At 59.5% G+C, this 17628-nt stretch carries 17 protein-coding genes and 1 tRNA gene; 4 read left to right on the top strand and 14 right to left on the bottom strand.

Translation table 11 applies throughout. From position 1 onward, the window contains the following. Nucleotides 1-97: 97 nt before the first annotated feature. Complete coding sequence (locus ACID345_RS23585; RefSeq protein ID WP_011525330.1) at nt 98-976, bottom strand: FKBP-type peptidyl-prolyl cis-trans isomerase; 879 nt, start codon at nt 974-976, stop codon at nt 98-100. A gap of 120 nt (nt 977-1096) precedes the next feature. Between ACID345_RS23585 and ACID345_RS23590 the strand changes: the two genes are divergently transcribed. Continuing rightward, nucleotides 1097-1957 (top strand): hypothetical protein, encoded by an 861-nt coding sequence (locus ACID345_RS23590; RefSeq protein ID WP_011525331.1) that lies wholly within the window; start codon nt 1097-1099, stop codon nt 1955-1957. A gap of 92 nt (nt 1958-2049) precedes the next feature. On the opposite strand, the gene rplI is transcribed toward ACID345_RS23590, so the two are convergent. The 11 genes from rplI to ruvB form a co-directional block, all read right to left on the bottom strand. Further along, complete coding sequence (gene rplI, locus ACID345_RS23595; protein ID WP_011525332.1) at nt 2050-2511, bottom strand: 50S ribosomal protein L9; 462 nt, start codon at nt 2509-2511, stop codon at nt 2050-2052. A gap of 126 nt (nt 2512-2637) precedes the next feature. After that, a complete protein-coding gene (gene rpsR / locus ACID345_RS27445) occupies nt 2638-3009 on the bottom strand; it encodes a 30S ribosomal protein S18 (protein ID WP_011525333.1) in 372 nt (123 codons plus the stop codon). 115 nt (nt 3010-3124) lie between these two features. Then, the gene (gene rpsF, locus ACID345_RS23605; protein ID WP_011525334.1) at nt 3125-3568 is read right to left on the bottom strand and encodes a 30S ribosomal protein S6; all 444 of its coding nucleotides are present in this window, start codon (nt 3566-3568) and stop codon (nt 3125-3127) included. 67 nt (nt 3569-3635) lie between these two features. Next, nucleotides 3636-4241: an aminoacyl-tRNA hydrolase gene (gene pth, locus ACID345_RS23610; protein WP_041857166.1), complete on the bottom strand. Its 606-nt coding sequence runs from the start codon at nt 4239-4241 to the stop codon at nt 3636-3638. Nucleotides 4242-4372: 131 nt separating this feature from the next. Beyond that, nucleotides 4373-5074, bottom strand: coding sequence for a 50S ribosomal protein L25 (locus tag ACID345_RS23615; protein ID WP_011525336.1), 702 nt, complete (start codon nt 5072-5074; stop codon nt 4373-4375). Between the two features lie 12 nt (nt 5075-5086). Then, a complete protein-coding gene (locus tag ACID345_RS23620) occupies nt 5087-6166 on the bottom strand; it encodes a ribose-phosphate diphosphokinase (RefSeq protein ID WP_011525337.1) in 1080 nt (359 codons plus the stop codon). 174 nt (nt 6167-6340) lie between these two features. Then, nucleotides 6341-6414: transfer RNA gene (locus tag ACID345_RS23625), tRNA-Gln, on the bottom strand. An 8-nt stretch (nt 6415-6422) separates the two neighbouring features. After that, nucleotides 6423-7361, bottom strand: coding sequence for a 4-(cytidine 5'-diphospho)-2-C-methyl-D-erythritol kinase (gene ispE / locus ACID345_RS23630; protein WP_011525338.1), 939 nt, complete (start codon nt 7359-7361; stop codon nt 6423-6425). A gap of 46 nt (nt 7362-7407) precedes the next feature. Beyond that, nucleotides 7408-8673, bottom strand: a complete 1266-nt coding sequence (locus ACID345_RS23635) for a phosphatase PAP2 family protein (protein ID WP_011525339.1) — start codon at nt 8671-8673, stop codon at nt 7408-7410. Nucleotides 8674-8794: 121 nt separating this feature from the next. Then, the gene (locus tag ACID345_RS23640; protein ID WP_148210242.1) at nt 8795-9190 is read right to left on the bottom strand and encodes a hypothetical protein; all 396 of its coding nucleotides are present in this window, start codon (nt 9188-9190) and stop codon (nt 8795-8797) included. A 45-nt stretch (nt 9191-9235) separates the two neighbouring features. Further along, a complete protein-coding gene (gene ruvB / locus ACID345_RS23645; RefSeq protein WP_011525341.1) occupies nt 9236-10318 on the bottom strand; it encodes a Holliday junction branch migration DNA helicase RuvB in 1083 nt (360 codons plus the stop codon). A gap of 65 nt (nt 10319-10383) precedes the next feature. Between ruvB and ACID345_RS23650 the strand changes: the two genes are divergently transcribed. Then, nucleotides 10384-10902: a DinB family protein gene (locus ACID345_RS23650; protein WP_011525342.1), complete on the top strand. Its 519-nt coding sequence runs from the start codon at nt 10384-10386 to the stop codon at nt 10900-10902. Nucleotides 10903-10904: 2 nt separating this feature from the next. Here the strand turns inward: ACID345_RS23650 and ACID345_RS23655 are convergent, their stop codons facing one another. Next, nucleotides 10905-11849: a helix-turn-helix transcriptional regulator gene (locus ACID345_RS23655; protein ID WP_011525343.1), complete on the bottom strand. Its 945-nt coding sequence runs from the start codon at nt 11847-11849 to the stop codon at nt 10905-10907. Nucleotides 11850-11953: 104 nt separating this feature from the next. On the opposite strand from ACID345_RS23655, the gene ACID345_RS23660 reads away from it, so the two are divergent. Next, nucleotides 11954-12472, top strand: coding sequence for a DinB family protein (locus ACID345_RS23660; protein WP_011525344.1), 519 nt, complete (start codon nt 11954-11956; stop codon nt 12470-12472). 96 nt (nt 12473-12568) lie between these two features. Here ACID345_RS23660 and hemL read toward each other — a convergent pair whose 3' ends face one another. Continuing rightward, nucleotides 12569-13864, bottom strand: a complete 1296-nt coding sequence (gene hemL, locus ACID345_RS23665) for a glutamate-1-semialdehyde 2,1-aminomutase (protein ID WP_011525345.1) — start codon at nt 13862-13864, stop codon at nt 12569-12571. A gap of 182 nt (nt 13865-14046) precedes the next feature. On the opposite strand from hemL, the gene mfd reads away from it, so the two are divergent. Then, nucleotides 14047-17595: a transcription-repair coupling factor gene (gene mfd, locus ACID345_RS23670; protein WP_011525346.1), complete on the top strand. Its 3549-nt coding sequence runs from the start codon at nt 14047-14049 to the stop codon at nt 17593-17595. The last annotated feature ends 33 nt before the right edge of the window (nt 17596-17628 follow it).

Below are 17628 nucleotides of genomic sequence, written 5' to 3' on the forward strand. Positions count from 1 at the left end.
GGCGGTAGTGTAGTTGTCCGGCCTAGTTCAGCCAAGCTATTTGTACCCAAAAAGAGTGGCAGGTCTTTTCGACCTGCCATTCGGGGAAACTGGTTAACTAGTTCTTAGGGTTTTGCGGGGGCTGCGAAGATTTATCGGGCGGCGCCTGCTGACCTGGCTGGCCGGCACCATCCGTTGCTTGGGGCGCGGGTTCCGCTTTCGGCTTCTCCGCAATCTTCACGAGTTCCACTTCGAAGACCAGCGTGGAATTGGGCGGAATGCTGGGACGGCCGTTCTCTCCGTACGCAAGCTCAGAGGGTATGACGAGCTGCCATTTTGATCCCACCGGCATCATCTGCAACACTTCCGTCCAACCTTTGATCACACCAGTGACCGGAAACGTAGCGGGCTCCCCGCGCTTGTACGAGCTGTCAAACTCTTTGCCATCGATGAAGGTGCCCTTGTAGTTGCACACCACTGAATCTGAAGCAGTCGGCTTCGGTCCTGATCCTTGCTGGATGACCTTATATTGCAGCCCATCCGGCAGCGTAACCACGCCCGGCTTCGCTTTGTTTGCCGCCAGGTAATCTACGCCCTGCTTCTTGTTCTTCGCCAGCATGTCGTCCCGCATCGTCTTCTGCAGGTTTACCAAAGCCGTACGCACTTCCTCGTCAGTTAGCAAAGCCTTCCCGCCTGCAATCCCATCCTTCAGTCCACGCTGGAGAAGCAGCAGGTTGATGTCGACCTTATCGTCGTGGATCTTCTTGCCGACGCTCATACCGATGGCGTAACTCGCCTTTTCTTTGTCGGTCGTGAGTTTCAACGGAGCGGCGGTTGTGCTCTTTGCGGTTGTGCCTTTCGTGGCAGGTGTGGCTGTTGCGGTCTTAGTGCCGGTGGCGGGTTTGGTGGAAGCAGCAGGTGTCTGCGCCAAGCCGAGTCCGCTCAGCGCCATTCCTGTCGCGAGAAGCACAAGGATGGAAGTTTTGGATGTTTGCATGATTGGTATTGTCCCATTCTGCCGCTCTGGTTGGCGACAGCGATATGAATTCTACTTTACCCGACTCAATCGCTCTGCCATTCTTCTCACGCATTCCAGACATTCCCCAAAGGACTCTCAATGCGTACGTTGCATCGTGGTCTCATAGTGCTGTTCGCGTTCAGCACATTTGCCGCCGCACAGGCCAAGCCGGACGTAACCGCACAATCCACTTCCACGTTCAATTATTCGAAAGAAACCGACGGCTCTGAAAACATCAACATTCGCAACGTGAGTTTCGAAATGGTGGATCTCTTCGAACGGGGCAAGGCCGGCAACCAGTCGCTGCTGCTTCGAAAAACCACGGCCTCAAAGCGCACCGCCGGCGACATCGGCGAGGAAGCCACGATCACCCTCGAAGCCTGGCCGCTCGGAACCGATCTCAAACAGAAACCTTTGTTCACCGTGAGCACCACCGGAACCGATGGACATACGCTCGACAATGCTCTGTTTGTGGCGTCCCGCGGAACCGAAGAAGTGGATTGGTGGTCTGTCTACAAACTGAAGAACGGTCAGCATCTCTTCGACACGTACTTGCCGTTGGTGAGCTTCTCGATATCTCGCGAAACCGTAGAAACGCGCTACCTGGGCTTACAAGTACCGGAAGACGAGGTGAAAGACGCGCGCTTGAAGAAGCCGGGTGTAGTTGTCGTGCTGACCTATGCATCGGCCGCCAAGATCATTCGTGAAATCCTGATCACTGCCGACGATGCCAAGCAAGCCGCCCAACTCCGCTCACTTGCCGACGAAACGCGCACACTGACCGCCCTCGACAGCTCAAAAGGAAAAGCGCCGAGCTACTCGCTCCATCTCACGTTCAGCCAGACCTATCCTTCACCGCCGAACCTATCCGAAATCGTGATCCCCGTGATGAAAGATGATCTTGACCTCGCCAACGCGAAGCTACCCGCAGGCATTCACGCTGCGGCGTTCTCTCGCTAAAGCAAGAAAGGCCAGCTCTCTCAGGGAGAGCTGACCCTTGTCGTCAAGCTTGGAGAATCCATCCTTATCCGCAAAGCGGACGGGACGGAGGCTTACTGCGCTGCGACTTCCGCTTCCTTCGCAACGTGTACCGGGATATCAACCGTCACGTCGCGGTGCAGCTTCAGGGCCACCTTGAAATCGCCAGTGGTCTTAATCGGTTCCACCAGCGACAACTTGCGGCGATCGAGCTTAAAGCCCTTGTGCTCGAGTTCTGTCGCGATGTCGGAAGTGGTAACCGAACCGAAGAGCTGGTTGCTTTCGCCGGCGCGGCGGGTGAACGTCACGGTAACTCCGTCGAACTGCTTCGCGAGAGATTCGGCATCCGTCTTCTCGCGCGCAATGCGGCGCACCGCGGCGGCCTTCATCTGCTCGATCACGGCCTTGTTCGCGGCCGTCGCTTCAATCGCGAGCTTTTTCGGCAGCAGGTAGTTGCGGCCATATCCTTCGGCCACCTTCACCACGTCGCCCTGGTGACCGAGCTTTTCTACGTCTTGCTTCAGAATGACTTCCATCGTCGTAACTCCGTCCAAATTTTGGTGCGCCGCGATCAGCCTACAATCAGGCGCGCAGCTCCACTGCTCACTCTTGTCATCCCGAGGAGTGCGTCAGCGCTCCGAGGGATCTGCTGTTCCCGCGGCCTATCGAGCGCTCGCGAACGGCAGCAGGGCGATGTTGCGCGCCTGCTTGATCGCGTCACTGAGCCGCCGCTGGTGCGGCGTGCAGACGCCCGTCAAACGCCGCGGAACGATCTTGCCGCTCTCGGCCACGAACTGCCCGAGCAGGCGCACGTCCTTGTAGTCGATCGCGTCAATCTTCTCGACGCAGAACTTGCAAACCTTCTTGCGGCGGAAAAACTTCCGTCCGCCATCGCGTCCCGAGCCACCCGGACGCGGTCCACGATCGCCACGAGGCCCGCCTTGCGGACGACCTTGGGGCGCACCGCCACCGCCAGTGCTGGGAGTTTCCGTGCCCGATGCTGCAGGCGTGCTTACTGTCGTTTCGTCAGCCATTTCCTTCTCCAATCTCTCTACCAAACTTTTGCGCCCCTTGTCATCCTGAGCGGAGCGCGCGCCGCGCGTGGAGTCGAAGGACCCCTATCGCCACGTAAATCTCAAACCCGTACGACTAGACAGCCGGCGCCGGTTCCGCACTCGCCGGCTCAGCCGGAGCCGCTGCCGGTGCAGCCGCTTCCGCCGCTGCAGCCTGCTCGGCCGCTCGCGTACCCTTGCCACGAACCTTCGTGTCGCGGATCGCCTTCACCTTCGCCAAACGCTTCTGCTCTTCGTCCACGCGCACGGTGATGAACTTAATCACCTGTTCCTGAACGCGCAGGCGGCGCTCGACTTCTTTAATCAGCGCGCCTTCGCCTTCAATCGTGAACAGGATGTACATCCCGTCCGTGAACGTGCTGACTTCATACGCCAAGCGGCGCTTGCCCATCTTGTCGACAGACTTAATCGTGCCACCCGCCGTGCCCACCTGCGTCTCCAGAGTGGAAACTAGCTTGTCCAGGTCCTCGTCGGTCAGATCCGGCCGAACGATGAACATCACTTCATACGTACGCTGCATTCGTTTTCTCCAATCTCTTCTTGTCATCCTGAGCGAAGGATCCCTATCGCTACGAATGACCCAATCTCTACTTCGCAGCCACTTCGCCACCACTCTCTGGCGGCTCAGGCTTCCGGTTGAACCGGTTCATCGCCGGCCCTGGACCTTCTCTCAGAATGACCTTCACGGCCTCGGCCGCGTCATCCAATGCCTGGTCCACTACCGGCAACTGCGACTTCTTCAACTGCGAAAGAACGTAACTGGCGCCGTCGCTCAACTTGAACTCAGGCGCAATCCCAATGCGGATCCGCAAAAACTCCTGCGTATCCAGGGCGCCGATAATGCTTTGCACCCCGTTGTGGCCTCCGGCACTGCCCCGCTCCCGGACCCGTATGCTTCCATACGGCAGATCGAGATCGTCATAGATCACGATCATGTCCTTAGTCCCGTCGATCTCAAGCTCACTCACGAGCTCTTGAACCGACGCGCCGCTGAGGTTCATGTAGGTCTCCGGCTTCGCCAGGACTACATCCACTCCCTCAATTACTCCGCGGCCGGTAAGCGCCTTGCAATTCCGGTTCGCCACCCGGATCCCGTACTTCTCGGCAATCCGGTCCACCGCCAGGAACCCCAGGTTATGCGGCGTGAACTGATACTGCATGCCCGGATTGCCGAGCCCCACTATCAGTTTCACGCCGTCTTTCCCCTGCTGTTCCTCGTAACGCTTCGCGCGAGCCAGCACGACTCTCGAACCCGCGACACCCTCTCTTGTCATCCAGAGGAGCGCAGCGACGAAGGACCTGCTGTTCGCGGCCAGAAGAAGAACTACTTCTTCTTCTCTGCCTTCTTCTCGTCGCCACCCTCGGCGCCCTCGACTTCCGTCTTGCCCTTCTTGATAACCTCGGGCTCGGCCGGAGTAGCACCCGCTTCCGCCGCAACCGCGTCGGGCGTAGCAACCACTTCTTCCTTCACGTGGGTCACGTGCGCGACCATCTGGTCTTCGTCCGTGATGAACTTCAGCTTGTCGCCATGCGCAAGGTCCTTCACGCGCAGGTTATCGCCATGCTTCAGGGGCGTGACATCGGCAAAGATCGCCCGTGGAATGTCGGCCGGCAAGCACTCGATCTCGACTTCGCGGATCAGCTGCTCAAGAATGCCGCCCTCGTTCTTCACGCCTTCCGCCGTGCCCTGCAGAATCACCGGCACGCTCACGCGCAGCACCTTGTCCATCGCGATGCGCTTGAGGTCCACGTGCAGGAGCTTGCCCTTCAGAGGCTCGTACTGCCAGTCAACGATCATCACCTTCTCGGCGCCACCGTTCACTGCCAGGTCGAAAATCGTGTTGTGGCCCGTCTCAGAGCGCAGGATCTTGCTCACTGCCTTCGGGTCCACCGTAACCGCCACGGGATCTTTGCCCGCACCGTAAACTGCAGCGGGAACCATGCCGGTTTTGCGGACGCGGCGAGCGTCATTCTTGCCGCCGGCCTTCCGCGATTGTGCTGTAACTGTGTTTTCTGTTATCGCCATAATCTCGTTCCTTTACAAAAACAGTTTGCTGACGGAGGTCTCTTCGTGAATCGACTGGATCGCGCGAGCGATCAATCCGGCAATCGAGAGCACCTTGATCTTGGGCTCGGCTTTGCCGGCATCCGTCAGGGGAATCGTGTTGGTTACAACTAACTCCTTGAGCACCGACTTCGAGATGCGATTAATCGCTTCTCCCGAAAGCACAGCGTGCGAGGCGCATGCGTAAACCTCCGAAGCGCCTGCATCCGCCAGGGCCTGGGCCGTCTTCACCAGCGTTCCCGCGGTATCGATAATGTCGTCGAGGATCAAGCACGTCCGGCCGTGTACATCGCCGATCACGTGCATCACCTCGGTCACGTTCATGTCGGTGCGGCGTTTGTCCACAATCGCCAGCGCCGAATCCATCTTCTTCGCAAAGAACCTGGCGCGTTCCACACCGCCCGCGTCCGGCGAAACCACGGTCAGATCGGGCAGTTCCAGCTTCTTGAAGTAGTCCACCAACACCGGTGATCCAAATAAATGGTCCACCGGGATATTGAAGAAGCCCTGGATCTGCGGCGCGTGCAAGTCAACAACGAGTGCGCGATCCGCACCGGCCGTCGTCAGCAAATCGGCGACGAGCTTCGCGCTCACCGGAACACGCGGCTTGTCCTTGCGGTCCTGACGCGCATAGCCAAAATACGGAATCACCGTCGTAATGCGTCGTGCCGAGGCGCGCTTCAACGCGTCAATCATCAGCAGCAACTGCATCAAGTGATGGTCCACCGGGTGACACGTCGGCTGCACCAGGAAGATGTCCCCCCCGCGCACGTTTTCGAGGATCTGGACATAAATCTCGCCATCCGAAAACTTGGTGAGCTTTGTCTGTCCCAGCGGAATTCCAAGGAACGCGCAAATTTCTTGCGCGAGCGGTTCATTCGCCGCCCCGGAAAAAATCTTGAACTTCGGATCCGGCGTCCGCGTCGGCTTACGATCGTTTTTCGGATCGGGTCCGGGGTTCACTTTTCGTTCTCCGCCGGTAACGATGGTTCCGACTTCCGCCGAACTGCTGTTCTGAGGTTGCACCGCGCTTGGTTTTGCAGCTGTGTCCATCTCATCCTCATCCTCGAAAGGCGTTGTAGTTAAAACCAGCCCAGTTTCTGACCAGTCACATCGCTTGCATACCGCGTTACAGCTTCTAAGTCATGTCATCCTGAGCGGAGTTTCGCAAAGCGAAACGGAGTCGAAGGACCCCTATCGCCTCCCTCACCCCTCAGGTGATCAAACTGGCTGGGCGACTAGGATTCGAACCTAGACAAAGTGCTCCAAAGGCACTTGACCTACCATTAGTCGATCGCCCAACACTTGATTACTGAAACATTTCCCGCCAGTACTGCTCACGCGGCAAGGTCTGTGTCGCCGTCGCTTTCAGCCCGCTCGAGTTCAACCGCTCCGCCGCTGTCGATGCTTCCGCAGACGAACGAAACAACCCATACAAGGTTGAACCTGAGCCGGAAAGCGACGCATACAAAGCGCCTTCGCGCTCGAGCGCACACTTGACCTCTCGTAATACGGGAATTTCTGGAAAGACAACGCGTTCGAAGTCGTTCGAAATCCCGGTTCGGACAAGGTCGAGAAGCAGCGTCTCGGCCCGGTCCCCGCTCAAGGCGGGAACACCGGATGCAGACAACCACTCGTAAACGAGATGGTTGAACTCATTTATTGTAACGGAGCCCTCCGGATGGGTCAATGAATCCCACGCCTTAAATGCCACCGGCGTCGACACTCCGACCTCCGGCGTCACGATCACCAGCGGCAGCGATGGCAAATCCGGCAGCGGCCAGACCTCCTCGCCGCGCCCGGTACCCAACGTTAACCCACCGTATAAGAACAAGTTAAGGTCGGATCCGATCTTCTCGGCAATCTCTGCCCTTTCTTTGGCCGAAAGCTCCTTCCCCAGCATCCGCTCCAGCCCAAAAATCGTCGCAATCGCATTCCCAGAAGCTGCCCCGAGTCCACCCTGTACCGGCAGCCGCTTCTCGATGGAAATCAATACCTTAGAGCGCAGACCGAGCGCCTCCAACACCAGCGCCGCCGCCTTGTGGCACGTATTCGTCGAATCGCAAGGCACCCGCGGATCGTCACACCGGATCTCGATCCCGTCGCCGTCTTCGACTTCAACCGAAACAAGCTCGTGCAACGCGATCGTCGTGTACATCGTGCGCAGATCGTGAAACCCATCCGCGCGCCGCGGCCCAATGCGCAGCCCAAGATTGATCTTCGCGTATGAACGGACAAAGGTGGACATCAAGGCTTCATTCTAAACACCAGGGGATTTTTCTTGCCTTATACCCTTAGCCCGCAGATCCTGCGTGCACCAAATCCGTCGTCTCTCGCGACACGCTCTGCTTTTCGATAGAGCCGGATTCCTTCTGCACGGCCACCAGCCGCCGATACAGATACAGGCATGCTCCAAGCGTTAGCAGCACCGCTGCCCATGGCACAACCGCAGAAACCCAACAAACGCGGTTGCAGAACCTCAGCAACACGAACCATGCAACGGTGATCCCTAGCGGCACAAAGATCGCCTGCGTGACGCACCGGCTTCGAATCCCACCCAGCCACATCGCCAACGCCTGGATCCCCAGCGCGAACGGCACCGCCACCAGAAGATCCACGCCGTAGTGCTCACCCGTCTCCAACGTCGCGTAGATCGTCAGCGCGAGCATCACTGCACAAAAAACACGAATCGCTGCCTTCGTGTCTCGCGAGTTCCAATACGCCAGCAGTACCCACGCAAAGTGCAACGATGGAATCGCATTTCTCGGCCCGCTGATCCCGACCGGCCCTGGAACCAGTCGTGCGATCTCGCCAGCAGGAACGGCCAACATCGGAAAGGTCTTGAACGCATACACCGGCCCCGTCGCTGGAAAGAGCAGGAAACACACGCACGCCAGCGGGCCCACAATCAGAAACGCCCAGAGCGCAGTCCGCGCACGACGCTCGTCATTCAATAGCGCCGCATACACCAGTGCCGGTGGCACGAGCACCACGTTGTAGACCATCGCCGACACAAAATGAGCCCCTGGATGGTGCGCCGTAAACTGCGCCAGCCGGAACGTCCACTGTCCTCCCAGGCTCGCGTCAAAGGAATACAAAAACAGGTCGTACATCTTCGTCTGCCAGAAGGCACTGCGCTCGATATAGAGGCCCGTAAATGCCACGCAAACGCCCAACCCTATTGCGGCCACAAAAGCCCGGTGCAACGCGTCTGCTTTCGCTTTGCCCCAAATCGCACGCCATCCCAGCACCAGCAAACTCGCCAACCCGAACAACGACAACACCGCCATCGCAGATGTCGCGTACCCAAGCAGCCGCAGGTCCACCTGCAGCAGCGCCAATCCAAGCACGACGACCGCGATAGCATCGCGTACCGAGGGCATGACTCTCAGTTGAAGAATAAGAATGCAGGCAAGCCCCACCGCGAAGTACGGCACGATGAGGAAGTCGTGATAAACGTACGGGTGCAGAGCGCAGCCGAACGCCGCGAAGGCGAGAGCCGCCGTCGCGAGGATCTTCTGCGCTGGGCCCAATTCCCGCGCAAAAAGGCCCGCGCTCACCGAAGCAGCTCCCTCCAGGAAAATAGCTACGGTCTCCAATCAATGATCGGCGGGAATCCTATAACGGTTGAATGCCGTATGTGCAGAAGAATTTTACGAAGGTACCCGAAGCAGGCAACAACTACATCCGCCAGGTCAGGCCTTCCGGAAAGAGGTCAAGCGGCCCGGAAACCTTCTTAACGTCCGTGACGACGTCGGTATCGGCGCTCGTGATCCAGATCTCGAATTGCGGCCCTTCGGGAAATAACCGATGAACAAGCGCTTCCGTATAACTCGAAATGCCAGCCTCGAGCTCTTTATTCACCACCAGCACGAGGATCGGATCAGCATTCTCAGGACGATTCGGCTGGTCGTTGGTCTCGCACAAATATGCCTCGGTCAGCCCCGGCAACTTACCCAGCGATGCGCCAAGCCGCGCCATCTGCTCCACGGGAATGTCTCCGGAAAACGCGCACAGATACAGCGGCGTCTCCTGTTGCTGGTTGTGCAGACGAATTGGCCGTGACATCAAACTCAAACTGTTTTCCTCGCGGCTAACTTTCCCAAATTTACTTCACGTCGCCTAGAAAAGGCTATCCTGCTTTTTGGGTGGCTTCATTTTGAAGTACTCGTACGCCAAATGGGTTGCCACCCTTCCCCTCGGCGTTCGATCGAGGAACCCCAACTGGATCAGGAACGGTTCGTAAATCTCCTCGATCGCGTCCGTCTCTTCTGCCAGCGATGCCGCCAGCGTGTTCAGCCCCACCGGCCCACCCTGGTACTTCTCGATGATCGTCAGCATCAGTCGGCGGTCCACTTCATCGAACCCATGCTGGTCCACTTCCAGCATTTCCAGCGCCTTCTGCGCGGTTTCGCGGTCAATCTTCCCTGCTCCGCGCACCTGCGCATAATCGCGGACGCGCCTTAACAACCGGTTCGCAATGCGCGGTGTCCCACGGCATCGCGTCGCAATCTCAGCCGCACCACCCTCATCGATCTCGACATTCAATATTTCGGCAGAACGTTTCAGGATGATCTTCAAATCTTCCGTCGTATAAAACTCGAGCCGCAATACGATGCCGAAACGGGAGCGCAGCGGTGCCGAAAGTAACCCGGCCCGGGTCGTCGCCGCAACCAGCGTGAACGGTGCTACATCAATGGTGTGTGTCCGCGCCGACGGCCCCTGCCCAATAATGATGTCGAGCTTATAATCCTCCACCGCGGAATACAGCAGCTCTTCCAGCGCCGGCTGCAAGCGATGCACTTCATCAATAAACAGCACCTGCTTATCGCGAACATTGGTAAGGATCGCCGTCAGGTCGCCCTTGATTTGCAGCGTTGGCCCGGATGTCTGCTGGAATTGCGCCTGCATCTCGTTGGCGATGATGTTCGCCAGCGTCGTTTTCCCCAGCCCCGGCGGCCCATAGAGCAGCACGTGATCGAGCGCCTCGCCGCGTGAACGAGCGGCTTCGATTGCCACCGCCAGGTTCTCTTTCACCTTCGGTTGCCCGATAAACTCGCGCAGCCATTGCGGCCGCAGCTTCAGTTCAAAGGAGGAATCGTCTTCGACAGGAATCGCCGAAACCAGACGCTCCCGCTGGTCGGATTTTTCGCCGTTTGCCACGCTTTTCGGATAGTAGCGGGAATCCCCCACGGAGGCAATCATGCCGCGATGCCGAGAGTAACCCGGCGTTCACCCGATGCATCTTCCAACACAACACGAGGGTAACGATGAAATTGACCGAACTGCTGATCGCCGATATCGAACGTGACGCTGAAGCCACCCGCAAAGTCCTCGAACGCGTCCCCATGGGCCACGAAAAGTACAAGCCTCACGAAAAATCCATGGAACTCGGCCCCCTCGTTTACATGGTCACAACCATGGTCGAGTGGACGGATTTCATGATCAATCGTGATGAACTCGACGTTGCGCCGAAGGGCGGCGGAAATTGGCCGAAAGTTGACGTCTCATCGCGCGAGAAGCTCCTCGAAGCCCACAGCGCTGCCGTCAAGAAAGCCGTCGCCGCGTTGCAGAAGACAAATGAGGAGCACCTGCAAACCCATTGGAAGCTACTCGCGAAGGGCAAAGTGATGTCCGAAGGTCCGCGTCACGTGATGATTCGCGACACCGTGCTAAACCACCTCGCGCATCATCGCGGGCAACTCACCGTTTACCTGCGCCTGCTCTCCGCTTCCGTCCCAGCGATCTACGGCCCATCCGCCGACGAAGGCCGCGAGATTTACGAATAGGTTTAGCTTTCCATCGCCAGGATCGCGGTCGCCGCTCTGCGCACTCGTTCGCGCAGGGCCGCCGGCTCGATCACTTTCACCGACGCCCCAAGCCCGAGCACCACGAAAGCCGCCTCTTCCTCGTGGTTGAACTCAAGCTCCATCGTCGTCCAATCGTCATCGTCTGTGGAACGCACCTCGCGCGCCGCACTCCAAGTGCGCATCCATCGCGCCGTCCGCGCGTCAAGCCGCAGCGTCACCGGATACGTCCTCCAACTCTCCGCCAACCGCTTCGCCGTCTCGCTCCAATAGCGCGCGAGATTAAAGTCTCGCGGACGCTTGCTCGCCTTCACCAACGGCGTCGCCTGCTCAATCCGCGATACCCGAAACGTCCGCAGCCCCGCCGACGTATTTGCCACCAGGTACCACGCGCTCCCCTTCGCCACCACGCCCAGCGGATCCACCGTCCTCTCGCTGCGCTCTCCATTCGGCTTGCAATACACCATGGTCAACTTGCGATCGCGTGCCACTGCGTCTTGCACCAGCGGCAGCATCGCCAAATTCTCGAGATGCGGACGCCATCCACCCGTATCCACATACAGCCGCTCGCGAATCGACGCCGCCTGCTCCCGCAACGACGCCGGCAGCGCCGCCATCAGCTTCTCCAGCGCCCGCTGCGCCGCCGATGCCAACTTCGCGTCTCCCACTACCCGCGGCTGCGCCATCATTAATCCGCGCAGTTCGGCTTCGTCCAGCCCCGGCACCTGCGTGCGCCAGTTCTCCTCAAGCTGCCACCCACCCTGCGCCCCGCGCACCGCATATACCGGCACTCCCGACGCACTCAACGACTCCATGTCCCGGTGCACCGTGCGCTCCGACACTTCCAGCCGCTCCGCCAGATCCCGCCCGGTCATTCGCCCGTGCGCCTGCAGCAGCAACAACATCGAGAGCAGCCGGTCAGCCCGCATTTGCCATTCGTCCCACGAGAAAAAGTATGCGCGGCTAATTATGACATCAGATGTCATATATGGCCGGCTAATGTCATCAGCGTGGTTCGAAAGGATGGCAGAACATGAAACTTACGGAACTCTTCATCGCCGACATCGAACGTGAGGCCGAAGCGACCCGCCACGTAATAGAGCGCGTCCCCGAAGGACGCAACGACTGGAAGCCGCACGAGAAGTCCATGGAACTTGGCCGCCTCGCCGTGCTCGTCGCTACCATGGTCGGCTGGGTGGAATTCATGGTGAACATCGACGAGTTCGACATCGCGCCCAAAGACGGCCCCGGCTATCAACAGCCGGAGATGGAATCGCGCGCACAACTTCTTCAAATGCATGAAGAAGCATTGCAGCGAGCGATCACCGCACTCCGCAACACTACCGACGCGCACCTGGAGACGAATTGGAAATTCATGGCCCGCGGCCACGTCATCACCGATCGGCCACGGCACATTGATATTCGCGATTCAGTGATCAACCACCTGGCGCACCATCGCGGTCAGCTGACGGTTTACCTGCGGCTGACCTCCACGCCGGTCCCCGCCATCTACGGCCCCACCGCCGACGAAGGCAAAGAAGCCTTCGCGTAAATCTGGAAGGTGAGTGTGGAAGGGAAAAATGTGGGTGCCCCACCCTTCCGGCTTTAGCCGGAGGGTGGGAGGCGATACTGCCCGGGCATCACAGCACTAAAGAATCGCGAACGCCTCTCTCGCCGCCGCCACCGTATCGTCAATGTCCTGCTCGGTGTGCGCCGATGACAAGAACGCCGCCTCGAATTGCGCCGGCGGCAGCCACACCCCTGCATCCAGCATCGCGCCGTGAAACTGTCCGAATTGCTTCGTGTCGCAAGTCGCTGCCGAGTCCCAATCGGTCACATGCTTGTCGGTAAAGAACCAGGTAAACATCGATCCCACTCGGTTCGCCGTCAGCGCGACACCTGCTTCCCGCGCCGCATCGAGCACACGATTCACAAGATCTGCGCTCAGTTGATCGAGTCGCGGATAGATCTCCATCGCGTTATCGCGTAGATGGCAGAGCATTGCCAACCCCGCCGCCATCGCCAGTGGATTCCCCGACAGCGTTCCCGCCTGGTATACCGGCCCCAACGGCGCAATCTTGTCCATGATGTCCTTACGCCCGCCATACGCCGCCACCGGTAACCCACCGCCGATGATCTTCCCCAGCGTGACCAGGTCCGGCTTCAGTCCATACAGTTCCTGCGCGCCGCCATACGCCACGCGGAATCCCGTCATCACTTCATCCACGATCAGCACCGCACCTTCGCGCTTCGTGATGTCGCTCAACGCCTGCAAATAATCAGCGGCCGGAGGCACACAGCCCATGTTGCCCACAATCGGCTCAACAATCACGCATGCAATCTGTCCTTTGAATTTCGTGAATGCCTGCTCGACAGCCGCGACGTTGTTGTAAGGCAGCGCCAGCGTCAGTTGCGCCAATTCATCGGGAACGCCCGCCGATCCCGGGATCCCCAGCGTCGCCACGCCCGAACCCGCCTTCACCAGCAGCGAATCGCTGTGCCCGTGGTAGCAGCCCTCGAACTTCACAATGTACTTGCGCCCGGTAAATCCGCGCGCCAGACGAATCGCCGACATCGTCGCCTCGGTGCCCGAACTCACGAACCGAATCTTCTCGATCGCCGGCATCGCATGCACCACGGCTTCCGCGAGATCGGCTTCCGTCGGCGTCGACGCCCCAAAGCTAGTGCCCTTCTCCGCCGCCTTCTCAATCGCATTGATCACCGGCGTGAACGCATGCCCCAAAATCAACGGCCCCCACGACAATACGTAATCGATATACCCATTGCCATCGGCGTCAAACACCCGCGCCCCTTCGCCGCGCACCAAAATCGGCGGTTCGCCTCCCACGGCGCGGAACGCACGCACGGGTGAATTCACCCCACCGGGAATAAGGGCTTCAGCACGTTTCTGGAGTTCGCGGGAACGATCGAGTTTGCGCGACATAAGAGTCCGTCCTTCGAAGAATTCCAAGTATCTTACAAGTCCGGAGTGCAGCGATTTTGTGAGGAGTGTCACAGCGCTGCCTTGTATCAGGGCAGCGCTTCAGCGCTGCCGATTCACGCCCGCTAAAAGCAAGGGGCTTTAGCCCCTGCCTCCCCCGCCCGCGCTGTTAAAATAATCAAGCAATGATTCTCCCCTTCGTTCGCGAACTCTTCGCGGACGTGGAAAAGTCTCCTGAATTTCTGCGTGCAGCCACCCAGGTAAAGAGCGGCACGGGGCGGATACGTGTCTCCGGACTCACCCCCAGTGCTCGTGCCCTGCATTACGCCCTCTTCTCGAAAGCCACTCTCAAGCCGCTGATCGTCGTCGTCCCCAGCAACCGCGCTGCGGAAGAACTCCTCCCCATCGTGCAGGCCTATTGCGAGCTCACCGGTACCGCGCACGCCGACGCTGTCGTCATGCTCCCGGCCTACGACGTTCTCCCCTACGAGAACCTCTCGCCGCACCCTGAGATCCAGGAAGCCCGCGCCGCCGCGCTCTGGAAGATCGTCTCCGGCACCGCGCGTTTTGTCATCGCGCCATTCGTCGCCACGGCCATGCACTACCGCCCCGCCGAGTTCTACTTCGACCTCACCAAGGTCATCAACCGCGGCAACTCCATCGACTCCGACGAGCTCCGCGCCCATCTCAATACCTCCGGCTACAGCACCGTAGACGTCGTCGAAATGCCCGGCGAGTACGCGCTGCGCGGCGGCATTCTCGATATCTATCCGCCCGAATCCGAGCACCCCGTCCGCATCGAGCTCTTCGGCGACGAAGTCGAGTCCATTCGCAAGTTCGATACCGAGACCCAGCGCTCCGCCGGCGCCACCGACGAAGTCGTCCTCCTCCCGCTCTCCGACACGCCCGTCCGGGAAGACATCCTCGGCTCCATTCACGCCAAGCTTTCCGGCCGCCGTCTCGATGCCGACGAAGAAACTCTCGAAGCCATCGCGCGCGCCGAAGGCGTCACCGTTTTCCCCGGCTGGGAGTACTACGCCGGAGCCACCGCCAACCAGCGCCTCTTCGACCTCCTCCCCAATGCCGCCGTCCTCCGCGACGACCCAGTCAAGATCGAGAGCGACTTCGAAGCCTGGTGGGAACGCGTACAGCAGAGCCACGAACGCAGCGGCGTCGGCCACCTCGTTCGCCCCGAAGATCTGCTCGACTCACCCGACACTTGGCAGCAACGCATCGCCTCGCTCCCCGGCGCCGACGTCGAACAACTCGGCATGTACAGCGAGTCCGGCGAGCAGATCGCGATCCAGTCGCAGTCCACGTCGAAGTTCCACGGTTCCGTCCCCGCGATGGTCGAAGAAGTCAAAGCCCTTCTCACCGATGGCCGCCGCGTTCTCTTCGCTGCCGCCAACACCGGCGAAGTCGAGCGCCTCGCGGACATCTTCAGCGAATACATGGTGCCCTTCCGCGTCGGTAGCCGCTCCACGCGCCCCGGCCAGGAAACCTACATCGAGGAACAAGGCTTCTTTGCCGAAGACCTCTCCGCCACCACGGTCGTCAAGGCCTACGTGCCCGAAGGCGTCGCGATGCCCGAATCGCGCTTCGTCCTCTTCGGTACGCGCGATCTCTTCGACGAATCCGAAGTTGCCTCGGCACAGCAGCCCAAACGCTCGCGTTCCAAAGTATCCGCGTTCCTCTCCGACTTCCGCGATCTCACCATCAACGACTACGTCGTCCACGTCGAGCACGGCATCGGCCAATATCAAGGCCTCAAGGAAATTGCCCAGGGCGATGGCGAGCCCGCCGAATTCATGATCCTCGAGTACGCCGAGGGTGCGCGCCTCTACGTTCCGCTCACGCGTCTCGACCTCATCCAGAAGTACCGCTCGTCGGAAGGCGTGAAGCCCGCGCTCAATCGTCTCGGCACGCAGCAATGGGCCAAGACGAAAGCGCGAGTAAAGAAGGCCATGAAAGACATGGCCGACGAACTCCTCAAGCTTTACGCCGCTCGCAAAACTGCCAAGGGCCACGCCTTCAGTGCCACTGGCCAATTCGAGCGCGAGTTCGACGACGCCTTCGAATTCAACGAGACCGAAGACCAGGAAAACGCCATCCGCGATGTCCGCCAGGACATGGAGTCCGACACGCCGATGGACCGCCTGCTCTGCGGCGACGTAGGCTACGGCAAAACCGAAGTCTCCATGCGCGCCGCCTTCAAGGCCGTTTCCGACAACAAGCAAGTCGCGGTGCTTGCACCGACGACAGTCCTCGCGTTCCAGCACTTCGAAACCTTCAAGCGCCGCTTCTCTGCCTTCCCCGTGAAGGTCGAGATGATCTCGCGCTTCCGCACCGCCAAGCAGCAGAAGGAAATCGTCGAGCGCGTCAACAACGGCCAGGTGGACATCCTCATCGGCACCCACCGCGTGCTCTCGAAAGACATCCACTTCCCCGACCTCGGCCTGGTCGTCATCGACGAAGAACAGCGCTTCGGTGTCCGCCACAAAGAGCGTCTCAAGCAATTGCGCAAAGAAGTGGACGTGCTCACCATGTCCGCCACGCCGATTCCGCGCACCCTGCACATGTCGCTCCTCGGCCTGCGCGACATGAGCGTAATCGAAACGCCGCCCAAAGATCGCATGGCGATTCAGACGGTCGTCGCCAAGTGGGACGAGAAGCTCATCAAGAGCGCCATCGAACAGGAACTCGATCGCGGAGGCCAGATTTACTTCGTGCACAACCGCGTCGAGAGCATCTACGAAATCTCCGACAAGATTCACGAGTTAGTGCCGAAAGCAAAGATCCTAGTCGGCCACGGTCAAATGGGCGAAGGTCAGCTCGAAGACATCATGCTCAAGTTCATGCGCCATGATGCCGACATCCTCGTCGCCACCACCATCATCGAGAACGGCCTCGACATCCCGCTTTGCAACACCATGATCGTGAACCGCGCCGATCGCCACGGCCTTAGCGAGCTCTACCAACTCCGCGGACGCGTCGGCCGCTCCAATCGCCGCGCCTACGCGTACTTGCTTGTGCCTCCAGATCGCGAACTCACCGAACTCGCGCGCCGCCGGCTCGCGGCACTGAAAGAATTCAGCGACCTTGGCGCAGGATTCAAAATCGCGGCACTCGATCTCGAACTCCGTGGTGCCGGCAACCTTCTCGGCGGCGAACAGAGCGGACAGATTGAAGCTGTCGGCTTCGAGCTCTACACCACCATGCTCGAGCGCACCGTGCGCGAGATGAAGGGCGAGGTGCAGGAAGAACAGGCCGAGACGCAACTCAACCTCGGCCTCAACATCCGCATTCCTCCCGAGTACATCAAGGAAGAAAACCAGCGCCTCCGCATGTACAAGCGCGTCGCCGGCGTGGAAGGCGAACCGCAGCTCAACGATGTTGCCGCCGAACTTCAGGACCGATACGGCGCGCCACCCGCTCCCGTGCGCAACTTGATCCAGTACGCGCGCCTGCGTTTGCTCGCCGAGCGCATTGGTATCGCCGGCATCGATCGCCAGCGCGACCAGATCAATATGCGCTTCACCGAGAAGGCGCAGATCGATCCCGAGAAGCTGGCGAAGTTTGTCGGACGCACCAAGGGTGCGAAGTTCACGCCCCAGGGAATCTTGAAATTCGCATTGAAGGCCATCACGGCCGACGAAGTCCTAAATGGTCTGCTCGCGTTATTGCAGCAGCTTTCGGATGCCGCGGTAGCTAAAATACAAACGCCTTCGTCGTAAAGCGGGCCACACGCATCTTACGTTTTTCGTATT

It is taken from the genome of Candidatus Koribacter versatilis Ellin345 (genome assembly GCF_000014005.1).
GTDB lineage: Bacteria > Acidobacteriota > Terriglobia > Terriglobales > Acidobacteriaceae > Korobacter > Korobacter versatilis_A.

Excerpts from the sequence above, each read along its gene's own strand:
- rplI (WP_011525332.1), bottom strand. The coding sequence starts at position 2,511 with ATGGAAGTCATTCTGAAGCAAGACGTAGAAAAGCTCGGTCACCAGGGC.
- rpsR (WP_011525333.1), bottom strand. The coding sequence starts at position 3,009 with ATGGCTGACGAAACGACAGTAAGCACGCCTGCAGCATCGGGCACGGAA.
- ispE (WP_011525338.1), bottom strand. The coding sequence starts at position 7,361 with ATGTCCACCTTTGTCCGTTCATACGCGAAGATCAATCTTGGGCTGCGC.
- ACID345_RS23615 (WP_011525336.1), bottom strand. The coding sequence starts at position 5,074 with ATGGCGATAACAGAAAACACAGTTACAGCACAATCGCGGAAGGCCGGC.
- ACID345_RS23660 (WP_011525344.1), top strand. The coding sequence starts at position 11,954 with ATGAAACTTACGGAACTCTTCATCGCCGACATCGAACGTGAGGCCGAA.
- ACID345_RS23650 (WP_011525342.1), top strand. The coding sequence starts at position 10,384 with ATGAAATTGACCGAACTGCTGATCGCCGATATCGAACGTGACGCTGAA.
- rpsF (WP_011525334.1), bottom strand. The coding sequence starts at position 3,568 with ATGCAGCGTACGTATGAAGTGATGTTCATCGTTCGGCCGGATCTGACC.
- mfd (WP_011525346.1), top strand. The coding sequence starts at position 14,047 with ATGATTCTCCCCTTCGTTCGCGAACTCTTCGCGGACGTGGAAAAGTCT.
- ACID345_RS23590 (WP_011525331.1), top strand. The coding sequence starts at position 1,097 with ATGCGTACGTTGCATCGTGGTCTCATAGTGCTGTTCGCGTTCAGCACA.
- ACID345_RS23585 (WP_011525330.1), bottom strand. The coding sequence starts at position 976 with ATGCAAACATCCAAAACTTCCATCCTTGTGCTTCTCGCGACAGGAATG.
- hemL (WP_011525345.1), bottom strand. The coding sequence starts at position 13,864 with ATGTCGCGCAAACTCGATCGTTCCCGCGAACTCCAGAAACGTGCTGAA.
- ruvB (WP_011525341.1), bottom strand. The coding sequence starts at position 10,318 with ATGATTGCCTCCGTGGGGGATTCCCGCTACTATCCGAAAAGCGTGGCA.
- ACID345_RS23655 (WP_011525343.1), bottom strand. The coding sequence starts at position 11,849 with ATGCGGGCTGACCGGCTGCTCTCGATGTTGTTGCTGCTGCAGGCGCAC.
- ACID345_RS23620 (WP_011525337.1), bottom strand. The coding sequence starts at position 6,166 with ATGGACACAGCTGCAAAACCAAGCGCGGTGCAACCTCAGAACAGCAGT.